The following is a 14788-nucleotide window of genomic DNA, read 5'->3' as shown; positions in this document are numbered from 1 at the left end:
GCCGGCAGGGGGCGCTGCCCCCTGCACCCCCGCCAGGGGCTCTACCCCCTGGACCCCGCCGGGGAGGCGAGCGCCTCCCCGGACCCCGGCATTCGTTTTTCTGCGCGACGGTCGAACCAGCAGACTCACGGCGGGGTCCGGGGGCAAGCTCTTGCCCCCGGCGGGATGTAGGGGCAGAGCCCCTGCTAAGGGCTTGGCGACGAAGTCCCCAACCTCTACCCGCGCAACGCCGGCAGCAGTGTGTGATAGGCCTCGCGGTCCACCGCCACATCCACCAGCGCAGGCCGGTCCGCCGCGAAGGCTTCGCGCAGCGCCCCCACCAGCGCCTCCGGCCCCGTCACCCGCAGGCCGAGCCAGCCGAAGGCAGCGGCCGCGGCGGCGAAATCCGCGCTGCCATACTCCATGCCGCGCGCCGGGAATTGCCGCCGCCGCTGCTTCACCTCGATCATCGCCATGGCGGCGTCGTTGAACACCACCGTCACCAGCTTGCGGCAGCCCGCCTGCACCGCCGTCGCCAGCTCCGCCAGGCACATCATCAGCCCGCCATCGCCGGTGAAGGCGACCACGGGCCGCTCCGGCTCCGCCAGGCAGGCGCCGATCGCCGAAGGCAGCGCCCCGCCCATGGTGGCCAGGCCGCGCGAGATCAGCGCGCCGTGCGGCATCTCGGCCGGCCATAGCGCCATGACCGGCAGCATATGCGCGCCCGCATCCACCGCGATGCGCGCGCCGGCAGGCGCCGCAGCGACGACCGCATCCACCAGCGCATGCGGCGAGACGCCGCGCGAGGCCGTACCGGTGCGTGCCGCCGCCTGCATGGCGGCGCGCTGCGTGGCGATCTCGTCCCGGCTCCAGCCGCCCGGCGTCACCGCGCCTTCCAGCAGCCCGGCGCTGTCGGGCAGGCTGCCGACCACCTCCGCCGCCCAGGGGTGGAATTCGCGGTCGAAGCCATGGGTGGTCAGCATCACCGTGGGCGCCTTGTAGCGCCAGGGCGTCGGCAGGAATTCGATCGGATCGGTGCCGAACAGCAGGATGGCATCCGCCGCGCGCAGCAGCGCGTCCTCTGCCGCGCCGGCGATGAAGGGGCCGACGGCCAGCTCGTCGGTATCCGGGAAGGCGCCCTTGGCCATGTAGGTGGCGAGCACCGGCGCGCCCCAGGCCCGGGCCAGGCGGCGCAGGGCGGCGGCCGCGCCGGGCTCCGCGGCCTGCAGCCCGGCGATGATGACGGGTCGCCGGGCGGCGCGCAGCAACGCCTCGGCCGCCGCCACCGCCTCCGGCCCGGGGGTAGGCGGGGCGACGGGCGGCGGCGCGGCCGTGGCGACGGCCGGCAGAGGCGCACGGATGCGCTGGCCGACCAGCTCGACGTACACAGGCCCTTGCGGCGGCGTGCAGGCGGTGGCGATCAGCGCCTCGATCTCGGCCAGCGGATCGGCCTCGGCCAGCCAGCTCTCGGCCTTCACCAGCGGGCGCAGCACCGCAGCCTGGTCGAAGCGCTGGTGGCTGGCATGGGCCTGGTGCGGCTCATGCCCATCCGCCAGCACCAGCAGCGGCGCCCGGTCCAGCTTCGCTGCGGCGATGCCGTTCACCGCATTGGCGAGGCCCGGCCCGCGCGTCGTCATCAGCACGCCCGGCGCGCCGGTGAGCTGGGCGGTGGCAGCGGCCATGATGGCGCCCGCCGTTTCCGTCCGCGTCACCACGAATTCGATGCCGTGCCGCGCCGCCGCCTCAATCAGGTCCAGGCTGCAATCGCCGCCGGGCACGCCGAAGAAGCGGCGGACGCCATGCGCCGCCAGCCGCGCGGCCAGCGCCTCGATGATGGTATCGCTCATTCGGCCTGGATCCCTGCCTCGCGCGTGACCTCGGCCCAGCGGCGGATCTCGCTGTGGATGTAGTCCTGGAATTCGACGGGGGTGCCGGTGGTCACCTCGGCGCCCTGGCTGGCCAGCCGCGCCGTCATCTCCGGCTCCTGCACGATGCGGTTCAGCTCGGCATTCAGCCGGGTGACGATCGGCGCCGGCACGCCGCGCGGGGCGACGATGCCGAGCCAGCCCGTCACCTCGTAGCCGGGCAGCCCGGCCTCCGCGACGGTCGGGATCTCCGGCGCCGCCGCCAGCCGGCGCGGGCCGCTGACCGCCAGCGCCCGCACCCGCCCGTCCTTGATCTGCGGCAGGGTCAGCAGCGGGTCGCTGAAGGCGGCGGTGAGGTTGCCGGCGACGAGGTCGTTCAGCGCCGGCGCCGCGCCGCGATAGGGCACGTGCTCCATCTGGAGGCCGGCCATGCGGGCGAAGACCACCATGGCGAGGTGCGGCGAGCCGCCATTGCCCGGCGAGCCATAGGTGTTCGCCCCGGCCGGCCGCGTCCGCGCCCAGGCGATGAACTCCGCCATGGTGTGGGATGGGTTGGACGGGTGGACGACGAGGATATTCGCGAACCGCACCAGCCGCGCCACCGCCTCGAAATCCCGCGCCGGGTCGTAGCCGGGGTCGCGGTAGATGGCGGGGTTCACCGCCATGGCGCCGATGGTGCCCATCATCAGCGTATAGCCATCGGGCGCCGACCGGGCGGCGGCGACGGCGGCGATGTTGCCATTGGCGCCGGGGCGGGGGTCCACGACGATCTGCTGGCCCAGCACCTCGCCGAGCTTGGCGCCGACCTGGCGGGCGAGGATGTCCGAAGCGCCGCCGGCCGCCGTCGCGACGATCAGGCGGATCGGCCGGTCCGGGTAACCCGCGGTCTGTCCCTGGGCGCCCGCCGCCACAGGGGCCAGCAGCAGGGCCAGCAGCAGGCGGCGCATCGGCTCAGGCCGCCTGTTCGAGCGTCGGGGCGCAATCCTTCAGCGTCACCCGCCGCATGTCGCGCGGCCAGATCTTGTCCTCATAGGGCCGGCCGCGATGCATGGTGCAGCGGTTGTCCCACACCACCAGATCGCCTACCGACCAGCCATGGCTGTAGACGAAGCGCGGCTGGGTGGCGAATTCCGTCAGCTCGCGGATCAGCGCCATCGCCTCCGGCCGCGGCCAGCCCTGGATGGCGCCGATATGGGCGGAGAGGTAGAGCGAAAGCCGGCCGGAGCCGGGATGCCGCCGCACCAGCCGCTGCGGCACCGGCGTGCAGCGCGCCACCTCCTCCGGCGAGAAGGCCTCGAAGCCGAGCTGGGCGCGGGAGTAGATCAGCGAATGCTCGGTGACGAGGTCGCGGATCCGGGCCTTCATCTTCTCCGGCAGCGCATCCCAGGCGGCGCGCATATCGGCGAATTCCGTCTCGCCGCCCTCGGGCGGGATGACCCGGGCGTTCAGCATGGACCAATGCGCCGGCGTCGGCTTGAAGCTGCTGTCCGAGTGCCAGAGCAGGTTGCCGAGGTTGAACATCCGCCGCCGGTCATCGGCGGCGAGGATCTTGCCGTCGGCGCCGAGGTTGGAGATGTCGTTCACCTGGTTGTCGGCCAGGCGACGGCGTGCCTGGTCCACCAGGGTGGGCGTCTCCTCGATCTCGCCGAATTGGCGGCCGAAGGCGAGCTGCTCGTCATCCACGAAGGGCTGGCCGGGGAAGACCAGCACGGCGTAGCGGTCCATGGCGGCGCTGATGGCCGCCTGCTGCGCCGGCGTCAGCGGCTTCCGCAGATCCACCCCCTCCGCCCGCGCGGCGAAGACGGGGGTCAGGGGCGTGAGGCGCAGCCCGCCCTGGGTCACGAGATTCTCCGACATCGCTTCCTCCCTTCCCTCTCTCGGATCGCCCGTCCTATTCCAGCCGGATGTCGAGGTCCTTGACCACGGAGCCCCAGCGATCCCGGTCCGCGGCCAGGAAGGCCTGCATCTCGGCAGGGGTCTGCGTCACCGGCAACGCCGCCTGGACGCGGAAGATCTCCTGCACCTGGTCGTTCTTCAGCGTCTCCGCCACCACCGCGGCGATGCGCTCGGCGACCGGCGCCGGCAGGTGGGCGGGACCGAGCAGGCCGAACCAATTCGCCGCATCCACCGGCAGGCCGAGCTCCGCCATGGTGGCGGTGTTGGGGAGCTGCGGGATGCGGGCGCGGGAGCCGACGCCGAGGATCTTCGGCTTGCCGTCGCGCGCTGCGGCCTCGGCCGGGCCGACATTGAGGAACATGCAATCCACCTGCCCGGCGATCAGCGCCGTGGTCGCCGGCGCGGCGCCGGTGAAGGGCACGTGCAGCATCTCCACCTTCGCCTGCTTGATCAGCGCTTCCATCGCCAGGTGCGAGGTGCTGCCGATGCCCCAGGAGGCGAAGCTGACCTTGCCCGGCTCGCGGCGGACCAGGGCGAGGAAGGCGTCCAGCGTCTCCGGGCCCAGGCCGGGGCGGGTGATGAGGGCGAAGGGCCCGCTGGCGAAGGTCGTCACCGGGGTGAATTCCGTCACCGGGTTATAGGCCAGCTTCGGATAGATCAGCGGGTTGATGGCATGCGTCTCGGCATTGCCGAGGATGAGGGTATGGCCATCCGCGGGGGAGCGGGCGACGACCTGGGTGCCGACCGCGCCATTCGCGCCGGCCCGGTTCTCGATGACCACGGGCTGGCCGAGCAGCCGCCCCATGCCGGGCCCCAGCGCGCGCATCAGGATATCGGCGAGGCCGCCCGGATTCCACGGCACGACGACGCGCACCGGCTGCTCCGGAAAGGCAGCGAGGGCCGGCACGGCCAGCGGCAGGGCGGCTGCGGTGCCGAGCAGGAGGCGGCGGGAGATGGTCATGGGCCTCGGTCCTCCATGGTCCTTTGCGTCCGGGGCCGGGCCGGACGGTCGGACCCCCGTCCGGCGCCGGTCGGGGCGCAGCATTATGGGCGCCCTCATGCGGGCAGGCCACGCGGCGAGACCGGGCAAGGGGGCTTGCCGGTGGTCAGGGCCAGCTCTGGCAGGGCGCGGCGTGCTTGGGCCGGCATGAGGGTTTCCTGGACGTGGCGCGGCCGGCGGGCCGCGGGTTCGTGGTATCGGTAATCCTCGCCGTCGGAACTGTAAAGACCATAAGGCTTCGATTGCTTGCGAGGCCGAGGCTGGCCTAGGGTGCACCTATGTTACCGCTACCAGAAACCGCCAGCCCCTGGGCGGAACCGGGGCTGCGCGGGCGCACCGCCCTCGTCACCGGCTCCACCGGCGGTATCGGCCTTGCCGTGGCACGGGCCCTGGCCGCCGCAGGCTGCGACATCCGGCTGCACGGCCTCGCCTCCCCGGCGGAGGCAGCGCCGGCCCTGGCGGCGGTGGAGGCGCTTGGCGTCCGCGCCTTCTACCACCAGGCGGAGCTGGCGGATCCCGCCACCATCGCCGGGCTGATCGAGGCGGCGGGGCCGCCCGACATCCTGGTGAACAACGCCGCGACGCGGCATTTCGGCCCGGTGGAGGAGACGGCGCCGGAGGCCTGGGATGAGGATATCGCGGTCAATCTCTCGGCAGCCTTCCACCTGGTGCGGCTCAGCCTGCCGGAGATGCGGCGGCGGGGCTGGGGGCGGGTGATCAACATGTCCTCGATCTATGGGCTGATCGGCGCCGCCGGGCGCGTCGGCTATGTCACGACGAAGACGGCGCTGATCGGGCTGACCCGCGCCGTGGCGCTGGAGACGGCAAGGAGCGGCATCACCTGCAACGCGCTCTGCCCCGGCTCCACCCTGACGCCGAATATCGAGGCGCGGATCCGGGCCGCCATGGCGGCGGGCGGGCTGGACCGAGGGGCGGCGGAGGCGCAGTTCCTGGCAGGGAAGCAGCCCAGCGGCCGCTTCGTGCAGGCGGAGGCGGTGGGCGCCATGGCGGCCTTCCTGTGCAGCGAGGCAGGACGGGACATCACCGGCGCGGTGCTGCCGCTGGATGGCGGCTGGTCCGTGGCGTGAAGCGGGGCGTCAGGTCGGGGGCTCTGCCCTTTGGCGGCCGCGCCGCCACCCCCCGCCCGGGAGAAGACTCCTCCCCGGATCCCGGTCCGAGTCCCGGACCCGACAGCTTGAACCCGCAGACCCAGGGCGGGGTCCGGGGGGAAGCCTTCCCCCCGGCGGGGTGCAGGGGCAGAGCCCCTGCCGGGGGCATGGGGGCGGAGCCCCCATCCCTGGTACACGGCGCGACACGGATGCGCGACGTGGCGCGCGTGGCCCAGGTCTCCACCATGACCGTCTCCCGCGCCCTGAAGACGCCGGAGCGCGTCTCGCCCGAGGTGCGCGCCCGGGTGGAGGAGGCCGTCCGCGCCGTGGGCTATGTGCCCAACCGGCTGGCGGGCAGCCTCTCCTCCTCCCGCTCCAACGTCATCGGCCTCGTCGTGCCGAGCATCGAGAATTCCCTCTTCGCCGGCACCATCCAGGGCATTTCGGACGTGCTGCGGCGGCATGGGCATGAGCTGATGGTCGCTTCCTCCGGCTATGGCGCGGCGGCGGAGGAAACGGCGATCCGCGCCTTCCTCGGCCAGCGCGTCGCCGGGCTGATCCTGCACGACACGACGCACACGCCGGAGGCGGTGGCGATGATCCGCCGCGCCGGCATCCCAGTGGTGGAGAACGGCACCCTCACCCGCCAGCCGCTGGACATGGTGGTGAGCTATTCCAACGAGGATGCGGCACGCGCGATGACGCAGCATCTGCTGCGGCTGGGCTACCGGCGCATCGGCTTCGTGACCCTGCCGCTGGCGGCGAATGAGCGCAGCCGCGACCGCCGCCGCGGCTATGAGGCGGCGCTGGCGGAGGCCGGCCTGCCTTACGACCCGCGCCTGGTGCTGGAGGTGCCGCCCGGCCTGGCGGCCGGGGTGGAGGCGCTGTACCGGCTGCTGGAGAGTGGCGGCGAGCCGGATGCGATATTTTTTGCCGGTGATGTGCTGGCGATCGGCGCAGCGCTGGAATGCACCCGGCGCGGCTGGAAGGTGCCGGACAAGGTGGCGATCGCGGCCTTCGACAATATCGACCTGCTGGGCCATCTGGTGCCGCCGGTGACCACGCTGCGGCTGCCGCGGCAGGAGATCGGCCGCCGCAGCGCGGAGGTGCTGCTGGACCGCATCCAGGGCCGGGCCACGGGCCCGCTGGCGATCGACCTGCGCTTCGAGATCATCCACCGGGCGAGTACGTGAGGCGGCGCCTCCTGATGAGCGCCGTTCAGGTCGACGAGAAGTCCTCCATCGCTCGGCGCCGGCAGCTCCTTGCCGCCGCCGGGCGTCATTCGAACCGATAGACCGCCTCCGCATTCCCGCGGAAGATCGCCCGGCGCTCCGCCTCGCTGAGGCGGCAGGGGAAGGCGTAGCGCGGGTCGTCGAAATCCCAGTGCGGATAGTCGGTGGCGAACAGCACGCGGTCCCAGCCGATCCGCGACAGCACAAGCCGCAGATCCTCGGGGTTCTCCGGCTCCTCCATCGGCTGGGTGGAGACCCAGAGATTCTGCCGGATATAGGCCGAGGGCGGCTGCCTCAGGTGGGGCACCTCACCGCGCATCTTCTCCCAATGCCGGTCCAGCCGCCAGGCCAGCGGCGGCAGCCAGGCGAAGCCGCCCTCGATCATGATGATCTTGAGCGTGGGGAAGCGTTCGAACACCCCCTCCAGCACCATGCTGGTGATCTGGCACTGCATGGAGTGGCTGAGGCCGTGATGGTCCTCGATGTAGAAGGAGGGCCAGCCGGCGGCGGTCGGCCCATGCCCTGCCTCGCCGCCGATATGCAGCCCGATCGGCAGGCCGTGATGCGCCGCCGCCTCGAAGATCGGCCAGTAGCGCGGCCGGCCGAGCGGCTCCGTGCTGCGGGAGGTGAGCTGGATCTGCGCGAAATCACGGTTGGCGACCCGCTTGTCGATCTCGGCGACGGCGGCCTTCGCATCCTCGAACGGGATCTGGATGGAGGCGCGGAGCCGCTTCTCCTGCGAGGTGAAGGCGGCCACCTGCCAGTCATTGATGGCGCTGCACAGTGCGGCCCCGAGCTCGAGGTTGCGCACCAGGTTGCTTGGCATCAGCGGCTCGAGGATGCCGTATTCGATGTCGTAGAGGTCGAGCAATTGCTCGCGCATGAAGGCGAGGTCGGAGCCCGGCGGGCCGCCATTGGGCGGGAAGCTGTCCCGCCGCGCCAGGAAGGGCTGGAATCGCGGATAGGTGTTGCGCGCCGCATAGGGGCCGCGGCCGAGCTTGCCGTATTCGGCGATATGCTGCCGCCAGCGGGCCGGGAGGTAGGGGTTGAGGTCCGCCTCCGAACGCAGCGAGGGGTGGATGTCGCTGTCGATGATGCGCAGCTTGCTCGCCTGGGTCGCGGGGCGCGCTTCGAGGATCTCGCTCATGCGATGCTCTCCTGCAGCCTGGGGTAGGTGGCCAGCGGGTTGTCGACCATGATGCGCCGCAGCGTCTCGGGCGGGATGCCGGGCGGCAGGACGTTGCCGCCCTCGAACTGCCAGTGCGGGTAGTCCGTGGCGAAGAGCAGCATGTCGTCGGCGCCGATCTGGCGGAGGATATCGCCGGTGGCGGTGGCGTCGTCGGCAGGCACGTCGAAGGGCTGCACCGTCAGCCGGACATGTTCGCGGATGATCTCGGCCGGCGGCCGCTTCACCCAGGGCACCTCCGAGCGCACGCCGCGCCAGGTCTTCACGCTGCGCCACAGGAAGCCCGGCAGCCAGCTCACGCCCGATTCCAGCAGCACGATGCGCAGCTTAGGGAAGCGGACGAAGACGCCCTCCGAGACCAGGCTGAGCAACTGGTCCTCGAAGCTGTGGGACTGGCTGACATAGTCGTGCAGGTAATGCGAGGGCCAGCCATTCGAAGTCGGCGCGTAGCGGAACATGGCGCCGGCATGCAGCCCCACCGGCAGGCCGTGCTTCTCCGCCGCCGCCCAGATCGGCCAGTAATAGCTCTTGCCGTACAGCAGCTCGGCCGCCACCGGCAGCAGGACCTGCACGAAGCGGCGGTCGCCGGCCAGCCGCTCGATCTCCTCCGCCGCCAGATGCGGCGCCTGCGCCGGCACCACGATGGAGGCGCGCAGCCTTGGGTCGGCGGCCAGCCATTCCGCCGCGATCCAGTCATTGATGGCGCTGCAGATCGCCGCGCCCATCGTCTCGCTGACCGCCACCTGCCCGCCATAGAGCGTGTTGCAGATGGCGAAGCGCGTGCCGAAGCCGTCCAGCGCCTGGGCGCGGAATTGGGCAAGGTCGGTGCCCGGCTTGCCGCTGGCCGGCCGCCAATCCGGCCGGCAGGAGAGCGGGGCGCCGGGCGGGTAGCTGGCCAGGTCGAAGCCGTCCATGCCGCGGCGGACGAAGGAATCCCGCCAGAAATCGTTCATGTATGGCAGCAGCGTGGCGATGCCGGGCACGCCGGGATGCAGGTCGCAATCGATGGCGCCGCGCGTCACCGGGTTGGCGGTGGCCGCGCCGGGCAGAATGACGTTCATGCCGCTCTCCTCACCCGCGCCTGATGCCGGCACGGCGCAGGCTGCGCTGCCAATCCGCCGCCACCGTATCCAGCGCCTGCTTCGCCGTCTTCTGCCCCTGCAGCGTCTCGGAGATGCCGCTGCGCAGCGCCAGCTCCAGCGTGTCCCAGGCCGGGTGGGCGGGCGACGGGAACCCCGTCTCGATCGCCGCCGCGGCCGCCGGCGGCCAGCCCAGCTTGGCCACCATATCGCTGTCGCGCAGCACGGAGCCGCGCGGCGGCGCATTGCCGCGCTCCATCGAGCGCAGATGCCACTGCTTGCTGGCGGCCATGCGGATGAACTCGATCGACCAGTCAGCATTGCGGGTGTAGCGCGGCACCGCGAGGAAATGCCCGTCGATCCAGGTGCGGCTTTCCGCCTTCGCGGTGTGGCCCGGGACGGTGTCCCACGCCCAGCGGCCGGCGGTGCGGGAATTGGCCGGGTCGTTGATCAGGGTGCCGTAGGGGGCGAAGGTCTGGGCCATCACGTAGCGGTCGCGCTGGCCGCCGGCGATGATGTCGTCATATTCCCAGGTGGTGGCCTCGGGCGGCACGACCTTATGCTTCACCATCAGGTCGGCGTAGAATTGCAGCGCCTCCACCGCCTTCGGCTGGTTGATGAAGACCTCGCCGGTCTTGAAATCGACGAGCTGCCCGCCGGCGGAATAGAGCCAGGAGGCGAGGCTGGTGAAGCTGCCCGCCCCCTGCTTGCCCATGATGCCGAAGGCGTAGCGCTCGGGCGGCGTGTTCACCGCCAGCGCGGCGCGCTGGAACTCGGCGAAATTCTGCGGCGCCTGGGCGAAGCCGGCCTGGGCCAGCAGCGCCTTCTGGTAGTGCAGGATGCCGGTGGTGACGCGGTAGGGGATGCCGACCAGCTTGCCGTCATAGCTCGCCGCGCGCTTGCTGCCGCCGAGGAAATCGTCCCAGGCGAAGGTGGGATCGCGCTGCACGATCTTCGCCACCACCTCCTCATGGTCCACCAGGTGCGGCGCCATCCAGCCGGCCATCTGCACCGACCATTGCGCGATGTCGATGCCGGCGGAGCCGGCGCCGAGCTCGGCCTTCAGCCGGGCCCGCCAGGCATCCACCGGCAGCATGGTGAACTCCACCCGGATGCCGGTCTCGCGTTCGAAGGCCGGGGCGACCTCCTCCATCAGGGTGCGCTTCCAGCCGCCCTGGTTCTCGCCGATGTAGACCAGCTTCTCCGGCCGCGGCTGCGCCAGCGCGGGGGCGGCGAGCAGGGCGGCGGCGCCCAGCGAGGTCTGCAGGGCACGGCGGCGGTTCAGCCCGTCCATGGTCGTTCTCCCGTTTGTTGCGGCGGCAGCATCAGCGCCGTTCATCCCTTGACCGAGCCGGAGGACAGCCCGGCGACGAGGTGGCGTTGCGCCATGAAGGAGAAGACGATCACCGGCAGGATCACCAGCATGCCGGATGCCGTCATGGCCCCCCAATCCACGCCGGAATCGCCGCCGGAGAATCCGGCCATCAGCACAGGCAGGGTTTGCGTCGCGTTATTGGTCAGCACGGCGGCGAAGAGGAAGTCGTTCCACGCCAATTGCAGGCAGAGGATGCTGGCCGCGACCATGCCCGGCCGCGCCAGCGGCAGCACCACGCGCCAGAAGGCGCCATAGCGGGTGGCGCCGTCGATCCAGGCGCTTTCCTCCAGCTCCTTCGGCAGATCCTCGAAGAAGCCGCGCATGATCCAGACCACCAGCGGCAGGCTGAAGGTGGTGTAGGCCAGCACCACGCTGAGCCGCGTCGTCGCCAGGCCGAGCTTGGTGAACAGCACATACATCGGCACCAGCACCGCGATCGGCGGCAGCATGCGCATGACCAGCAGGGCGAAGAACAGGAAGGAGCGGCCGCGGAAGGGAAAGCGCGCGAAGGCATAGGCCGCCGGCACGCCGACGCCGAGCGAGAGCAGCACGGAAGCGGCCGAGACGATCAGCGTGTTGAGGAAGGCCTTGAGGAAATCCGCCCGCGACAGCACGTCCACATAGTGCTCGATGGTCGGCCACCACAGGTAGAGCGGCGGATCGCTGAAGATCTGCGGCCGGGTCTTCAGCGACAGCCCGAGCACCCAGAGCAGCGGGAACAGGAAGGCGGCCGTCAGCGCGGCCAGCGCCAGATAGACCAGCGCCGCCTCCAGCTTGCGGGTGCGGCGGGAGCCGGTGACGATGGCCATCAATTGGCGTCCCGGCGGCGGATCACCGCGATGAAGACCAGGCACATCAGCATCGACATCACCAGCATCATCCAGGAGGCGGCGGCGCCGAGGCTGAAATCGAACCGCACGAAGGAGACGAGATAGGTGAACATCGACAGCACCATGGTGCTGTTGGCCGGGCCGCCGCCGGTCATGGCGTAGATGTTGTCGAAGGCGCGGAACTCGAAGATCGTCCGCAGCAGCAGCGCCACCAGCAGATAGGGCCGCAGCAGCGGCAGGGTGACGTGGCGGAACATCTGCAGCCGGCTGGCGCCGTCGATCGCCGCCGCCTCGCCCGGCTCGCTGGGCAGGGACCGCAACCCGGCCAGCAGGATCAGCGCGACATAGGGCGTACTGTGCCACACATTCACTATCCAGACGGCGCCCAGCGCGGTGCCCGGCATGCCGAGCCAGACGATGCGCTCGCCGATCCAATGGTTGAACACGCCATGGCTGGGGTCCAGCAGCAGCTTCCAGCACAGCGCGCCGACGATGGGGGTGATCATCATCGGCACGATCAGCGCGGTGCGGAAGGCGCGCATATGCGGCAGATCCATGTTCAGCAGCAGCGCGATGGCGAGGCCGAGGCCGAGCTGCGCCGCGACCGCCGCGGCGGTGAAGCCGAAGGTGATGCCGAGGCTGCCGAGGAAGACCGGATCCTCCAGCAGATCCTGGTAATTCGCCCAGCCGACGAACTCGCCGCCCAGCAGGTCCTGGCTCAGCGACCAGCCGGTGAAGCTGAGATAGAGCGAGAAGAGCAGCGGCAGGCCGAACACCAGCAGCATCACCACGAAGGTCGGCAGCACCGCCAAAGGGGTGAACCAGCGGTCGAGCGAGCGACGCGTCGTACGGCCAGCGGAGCGTGCCGGCACAGGGATCGCCAAGCCATGCGGGGCAGCCCTGCTGCTCTCGCCCATGTGACCTTCCTCCGCGTTCCGGCTTCTGCCGGTTATCGTTCAGGCAGGCGTCAGACCTCGACGATGAGGTAGTCCTCCTCCACCGCCACGGCGACCTTCTCCGCGATATAGGGGCCTTTCACCAGCGCCTCGCCGGCGGCGATTTCCACCGGCACCTGCTTCGTCTTGATGCGCGATGGCTCGCACCAGGATTGCCCGGTGCGCACATCGAATTCCCAGCCATGCCAGGGGCAGCGGATGATCTCGCCCGGGCGCGACATCTGATACTCGCCAGGCGTGTCGGCGGTCATCAGCCCGGTGAGGTCGCCGGCGCAGAGCGGCGCGCCCTGGTGCGGGCAACGGTTCATTAGGCCGAAGAACTCGCCATCCAGGTTGAAGACCGCGATGGGCCGGCCCTTCACCGTCACCAGCTTGCGCTCGCCGGGCGGCAGCTCCGCCACCCGGGCGACGACATGCTTGCTCATGCCCGGCATTCTCCAGGGTTCATGATGCCGGGAGCCTAGCGAGCCGTGTCGCCACGCGGCAACCGAAATCTCCGGCCGGCTTCACTTGTCCAGCCACATCGTATCCATCCGGACCACGTCGTAGATGCCGAAATATTCGTTCGGCACATGGCCTTTCACGTAGTTGAACCAGCCATCCATGATCTTCTCCCACGCCACCGGTAGCAGCGGCGGGTTCTGTTCCATTATGGCCTCCGCTTGGCGGATCAGGCCCAGCCGCTTCTCGCTATCCACCTCGCTGTCGATCTGCGGCAGCAGCGGCTCCAGCTTCGGATCCGACCAGTTGGAGTAATTCTGCGAGCCGCCTTCCTTGTACCAGGCATTGAAGTAGTCGGACGGGTCGAGCAGGGTGGAGACGACGGCGCCGATCGCCAGGTCGTAATTGCCGGACCGCACATCGTCGAACCACACGGATTCCACCACGGAGCGCAGCCGGCATTCGACGTTCAGCGCCTGCTGCAGCATGGCCTGGATGGCCTGTGCCCAGAGCTTGAAGCTGGCGACGTCGCGCACGATGAAGTCCAGCCCGCGCACGCCGCGCCCCTGCCCGGCCGCCGCCATCAGCGCCTTGGCCTCGCGCACCGCCGCCGCGGTGTCGGTCCGGTAGCCGACGCGCTGCGCCAGCTCGGTGCGCGGCGTGGCGAATTCCGAGAAGGGGTAGATGAAGCCGCCAACCATCATCGGCGCGACATCCTTCACCACCTCCACCAGCACGTTCTTGTCCAGCACCAGATGCAGGGCGCGGCGCACCCGCGGGTCGTCCAGCGGCTTCTTCTTCGCATTGACCCAGGTGGCCTGGATCACGCTCTGATAGAAATCCGTCCCGGACATGCCGGGCGTCGCCCGCACCCTTCGGTTGGAGACCGGGTCCATGATGCGGGCATAATCGACGCGGCCGGACAGCAGGGCCGAGCCGAGCTCCGGCGAGAAGGGCAGCGCGTGGTAGAATTCCAGGCCATCCAGATAGGGCAGGCCCTTGTTCCAGTAATTGGCGTTGCGCTCCATCACCCACACCTCGTTCTCTACCCGCCGCACGGAGCGGAACGGGCCGGTGCCGGGGATGTTGACGACGCGGCGCAGATTGTAGCCGTTATCCTCCAGCGTCTTCTTGCGGAAGATGACGTTCCAGCCGCTGGCGAAGGCGCTCATGATGAAATTGGGCGGGCGCGCCTCGGCCAGCTTGAATTCGATGGTGTGCTTGTCGCGCGCCTTGATCTCGCTGACCGCGGTGAACAGCGTGCTGCGCGGGATGCTGATTCCGGCGGGCGGCCTGACGATGCGGTCATAGGTCGCCTTCACATCCTCGGCCGTCAGCTCTGCGCCGTCATGGAATTGCACGCCCCGGCGCAGGTGGAAGGTGTAGGTCTTGCCGTCTGGCGCGATCTGCCAGCTATGGGCGAGATCGGGGATGATGGTCTTGCCGCTGTCGCGCGGGTCGCGGCGGATCAGGTTGTCGAACATGCAGCCCTGGGCGCCGAGGCTGTTGATGGTGCCCGATTGGTGCACGTCGAAATGCGGCGGCCGGCTGGTGATGGCGTAGCGCAGCACGCCGCCGCGCTTCGGGTTTGGCTCCGGCGCGGCAAGCTGGAATTGCGACCCGTCGAACTCCAGCGGCAGCCCGGCGGACTCCGCCTGGCCCGGCAACAGGCCCAGCGTGCCGAGCGCGGCGGTGGCTTCCAGGAATTGGCGACGGCCGAACGCCGTGCCCGGCGAACCATGGCGCTTCATTCTGTCCTCCCTGCGGCCGGCGTGCGCGTTATGTGCATCTGCCGGCGACGGCGCCCGCCGATCGCCGTTGAGATCGGGCAACCGACAAT

13 protein-coding genes are annotated in these 14788 nt (G+C 70.3%); 2 read left to right on the top strand and 11 right to left on the bottom strand.

Annotated features, from left to right (window positions below; genetic code table 11):
- Window positions 1–215: 215 nt before the first annotated feature.
- Genes E5N76_RS02750 through E5N76_RS02735 form a run of 4 tightly spaced genes read right to left on the bottom strand, consistent with a single transcriptional unit; the run spans window position 216 to window position 4701 of the window.
- Window positions 216–1826, bottom strand: coding sequence for a thiamine pyrophosphate-binding protein (locus E5N76_RS02750; RefSeq protein WP_149535781.1), 1611 nt, complete (start codon window positions 1824–1826; stop codon window positions 216–218).
- Window positions 1823–2791 (bottom strand): Bug family tripartite tricarboxylate transporter substrate binding protein, encoded by a 969-nt coding sequence (locus E5N76_RS02745; RefSeq protein ID WP_149535780.1) that lies wholly within the window; start codon window positions 2789–2791, stop codon window positions 1823–1825. The genes E5N76_RS02750 and E5N76_RS02745 overlap by 4 nt, the downstream gene beginning before the upstream one ends.
- A gap of 4 nt (window positions 2792–2795) precedes the next feature.
- Window positions 2796–3701, bottom strand: coding sequence for a TauD/TfdA dioxygenase family protein (locus E5N76_RS02740; RefSeq protein ID WP_149535779.1), 906 nt, complete (start codon window positions 3699–3701; stop codon window positions 2796–2798).
- Between the two features lie 34 nt (window positions 3702–3735).
- Complete coding sequence (locus E5N76_RS02735) at window positions 3736–4701, bottom strand: Bug family tripartite tricarboxylate transporter substrate binding protein (RefSeq protein WP_187829942.1); 966 nt, start codon at window positions 4699–4701, stop codon at window positions 3736–3738.
- Between the two features lie 317 nt (window positions 4702–5018).
- On the opposite strand from E5N76_RS02735, the gene E5N76_RS02730 reads away from it, so the two are divergent.
- Together E5N76_RS02730 and E5N76_RS02725 are read left to right on the top strand one after the other, a co-directional pair.
- On the top strand, window positions 5019–5828 hold the full coding sequence (locus E5N76_RS02730; protein WP_149535777.1) for an SDR family NAD(P)-dependent oxidoreductase: 810 nt from the start codon (window positions 5019–5021) through the stop codon (window positions 5826–5828).
- Between the two features lie 239 nt (window positions 5829–6067).
- A complete protein-coding gene (locus E5N76_RS02725) occupies window positions 6068–7042 on the top strand; it encodes a LacI family DNA-binding transcriptional regulator (protein WP_207791841.1) in 975 nt (324 codons plus the stop codon).
- Window positions 7043–7127: 85 nt separating this feature from the next.
- Here the strand turns inward: E5N76_RS02725 and E5N76_RS02720 are convergent, their stop codons facing one another.
- The 7 genes from E5N76_RS02720 to E5N76_RS02690 all read right to left on the bottom strand — a co-directional run bounded on the left by E5N76_RS02720 (window position 7128) and on the right by E5N76_RS02690 (window position 14699).
- The gene (locus tag E5N76_RS02720; RefSeq protein WP_149535775.1) at window positions 7128–8228 is read right to left on the bottom strand and encodes an amidohydrolase family protein; all 1101 of its coding nucleotides are present in this window, start codon (window positions 8226–8228) and stop codon (window positions 7128–7130) included.
- On the bottom strand, window positions 8225–9328 hold the full coding sequence (locus E5N76_RS02715; RefSeq protein ID WP_149535774.1) for an amidohydrolase family protein: 1104 nt from the start codon (window positions 9326–9328) through the stop codon (window positions 8225–8227). The genes E5N76_RS02720 and E5N76_RS02715 overlap by 4 nt, the downstream gene beginning before the upstream one ends.
- A 10-nt stretch (window positions 9329–9338) precedes the next feature.
- Window positions 9339–10640 carry an extracellular solute-binding protein gene (locus E5N76_RS02710; protein WP_187829941.1) on the bottom strand — a complete coding sequence of 434 codons (1302 nt, stop codon included), beginning with the start codon at window positions 10638–10640 and terminating at the stop codon, window positions 9339–9341.
- Between the two features lie 41 nt (window positions 10641–10681).
- A complete protein-coding gene (locus E5N76_RS02705; protein ID WP_149535772.1) occupies window positions 10682–11530 on the bottom strand; it encodes a carbohydrate ABC transporter permease in 849 nt (282 codons plus the stop codon).
- Window positions 11530–12468, bottom strand: coding sequence for a carbohydrate ABC transporter permease (locus E5N76_RS02700; RefSeq protein WP_149535771.1), 939 nt, complete (start codon window positions 12466–12468; stop codon window positions 11530–11532). Before E5N76_RS02700 ends, E5N76_RS02705 begins: the two co-directional genes overlap by 1 nt.
- A gap of 50 nt (window positions 12469–12518) precedes the next feature.
- Window positions 12519–12932 carry a Rieske (2Fe-2S) protein gene (locus tag E5N76_RS02695; RefSeq protein ID WP_149535770.1) on the bottom strand — a complete coding sequence of 138 codons (414 nt, stop codon included), beginning with the start codon at window positions 12930–12932 and terminating at the stop codon, window positions 12519–12521.
- A gap of 81 nt (window positions 12933–13013) precedes the next feature.
- The gene (locus E5N76_RS02690; protein ID WP_149535769.1) at window positions 13014–14699 is read right to left on the bottom strand and encodes an ABC transporter substrate-binding protein; all 1686 of its coding nucleotides are present in this window, start codon (window positions 14697–14699) and stop codon (window positions 13014–13016) included.
- Window positions 14700–14788 lie beyond the last annotated feature (89 nt).

Source organism: Siccirubricoccus phaeus (genome assembly GCF_008360935.1).
GTDB lineage: Bacteria > Pseudomonadota > Alphaproteobacteria > Acetobacterales > Acetobacteraceae > Siccirubricoccus > Siccirubricoccus phaeus.
The sequence above is the reverse complement of the archived record's forward strand: the minus strand, read 5'-3'. Positions and strand labels throughout refer to the sequence as shown.

Bases quoted from the DNA above. Each gene is read 5' to 3' on its own strand.
- E5N76_RS02750 (WP_149535781.1), bottom strand. From the start codon at position 1,826: ATGAGCGATACCATCATCGAGGCGCTGGCCGCGCGGCTGGCGGCGCAT.
- E5N76_RS02745 (WP_149535780.1), bottom strand. From the start codon at position 2,791: ATGCGCCGCCTGCTGCTGGCCCTGCTGCTGGCCCCTGTGGCGGCGGGC.
- E5N76_RS02740 (WP_149535779.1), bottom strand. From the start codon at position 3,701: ATGTCGGAGAATCTCGTGACCCAGGGCGGGCTGCGCCTCACGCCCCTG.
- E5N76_RS02735 (WP_187829942.1), bottom strand. From the start codon at position 4,701: ATGACCATCTCCCGCCGCCTCCTGCTCGGCACCGCAGCCGCCCTGCCG.
- E5N76_RS02730 (WP_149535777.1), top strand. From the start codon at position 5,019: ATGTTACCGCTACCAGAAACCGCCAGCCCCTGGGCGGAACCGGGGCTG.
- E5N76_RS02720 (WP_149535775.1), bottom strand. From the start codon at position 8,228: ATGAGCGAGATCCTCGAAGCGCGCCCCGCGACCCAGGCGAGCAAGCTG.
- E5N76_RS02715 (WP_149535774.1), bottom strand. From the start codon at position 9,328: ATGAACGTCATTCTGCCCGGCGCGGCCACCGCCAACCCGGTGACGCGC.
- E5N76_RS02710 (WP_187829941.1), bottom strand. From the start codon at position 10,640: ATGGACGGGCTGAACCGCCGCCGTGCCCTGCAGACCTCGCTGGGCGCC.
- E5N76_RS02705 (WP_149535772.1), bottom strand. From the start codon at position 11,530: ATGGCCATCGTCACCGGCTCCCGCCGCACCCGCAAGCTGGAGGCGGCG.
- E5N76_RS02700 (WP_149535771.1), bottom strand. From the start codon at position 12,468: ATGGGCGAGAGCAGCAGGGCTGCCCCGCATGGCTTGGCGATCCCTGTG.
- E5N76_RS02695 (WP_149535770.1), bottom strand. From the start codon at position 12,932: ATGAGCAAGCATGTCGTCGCCCGGGTGGCGGAGCTGCCGCCCGGCGAG.
- E5N76_RS02690 (WP_149535769.1), bottom strand. From the start codon at position 14,699: ATGAAGCGCCATGGTTCGCCGGGCACGGCGTTCGGCCGTCGCCAATTC.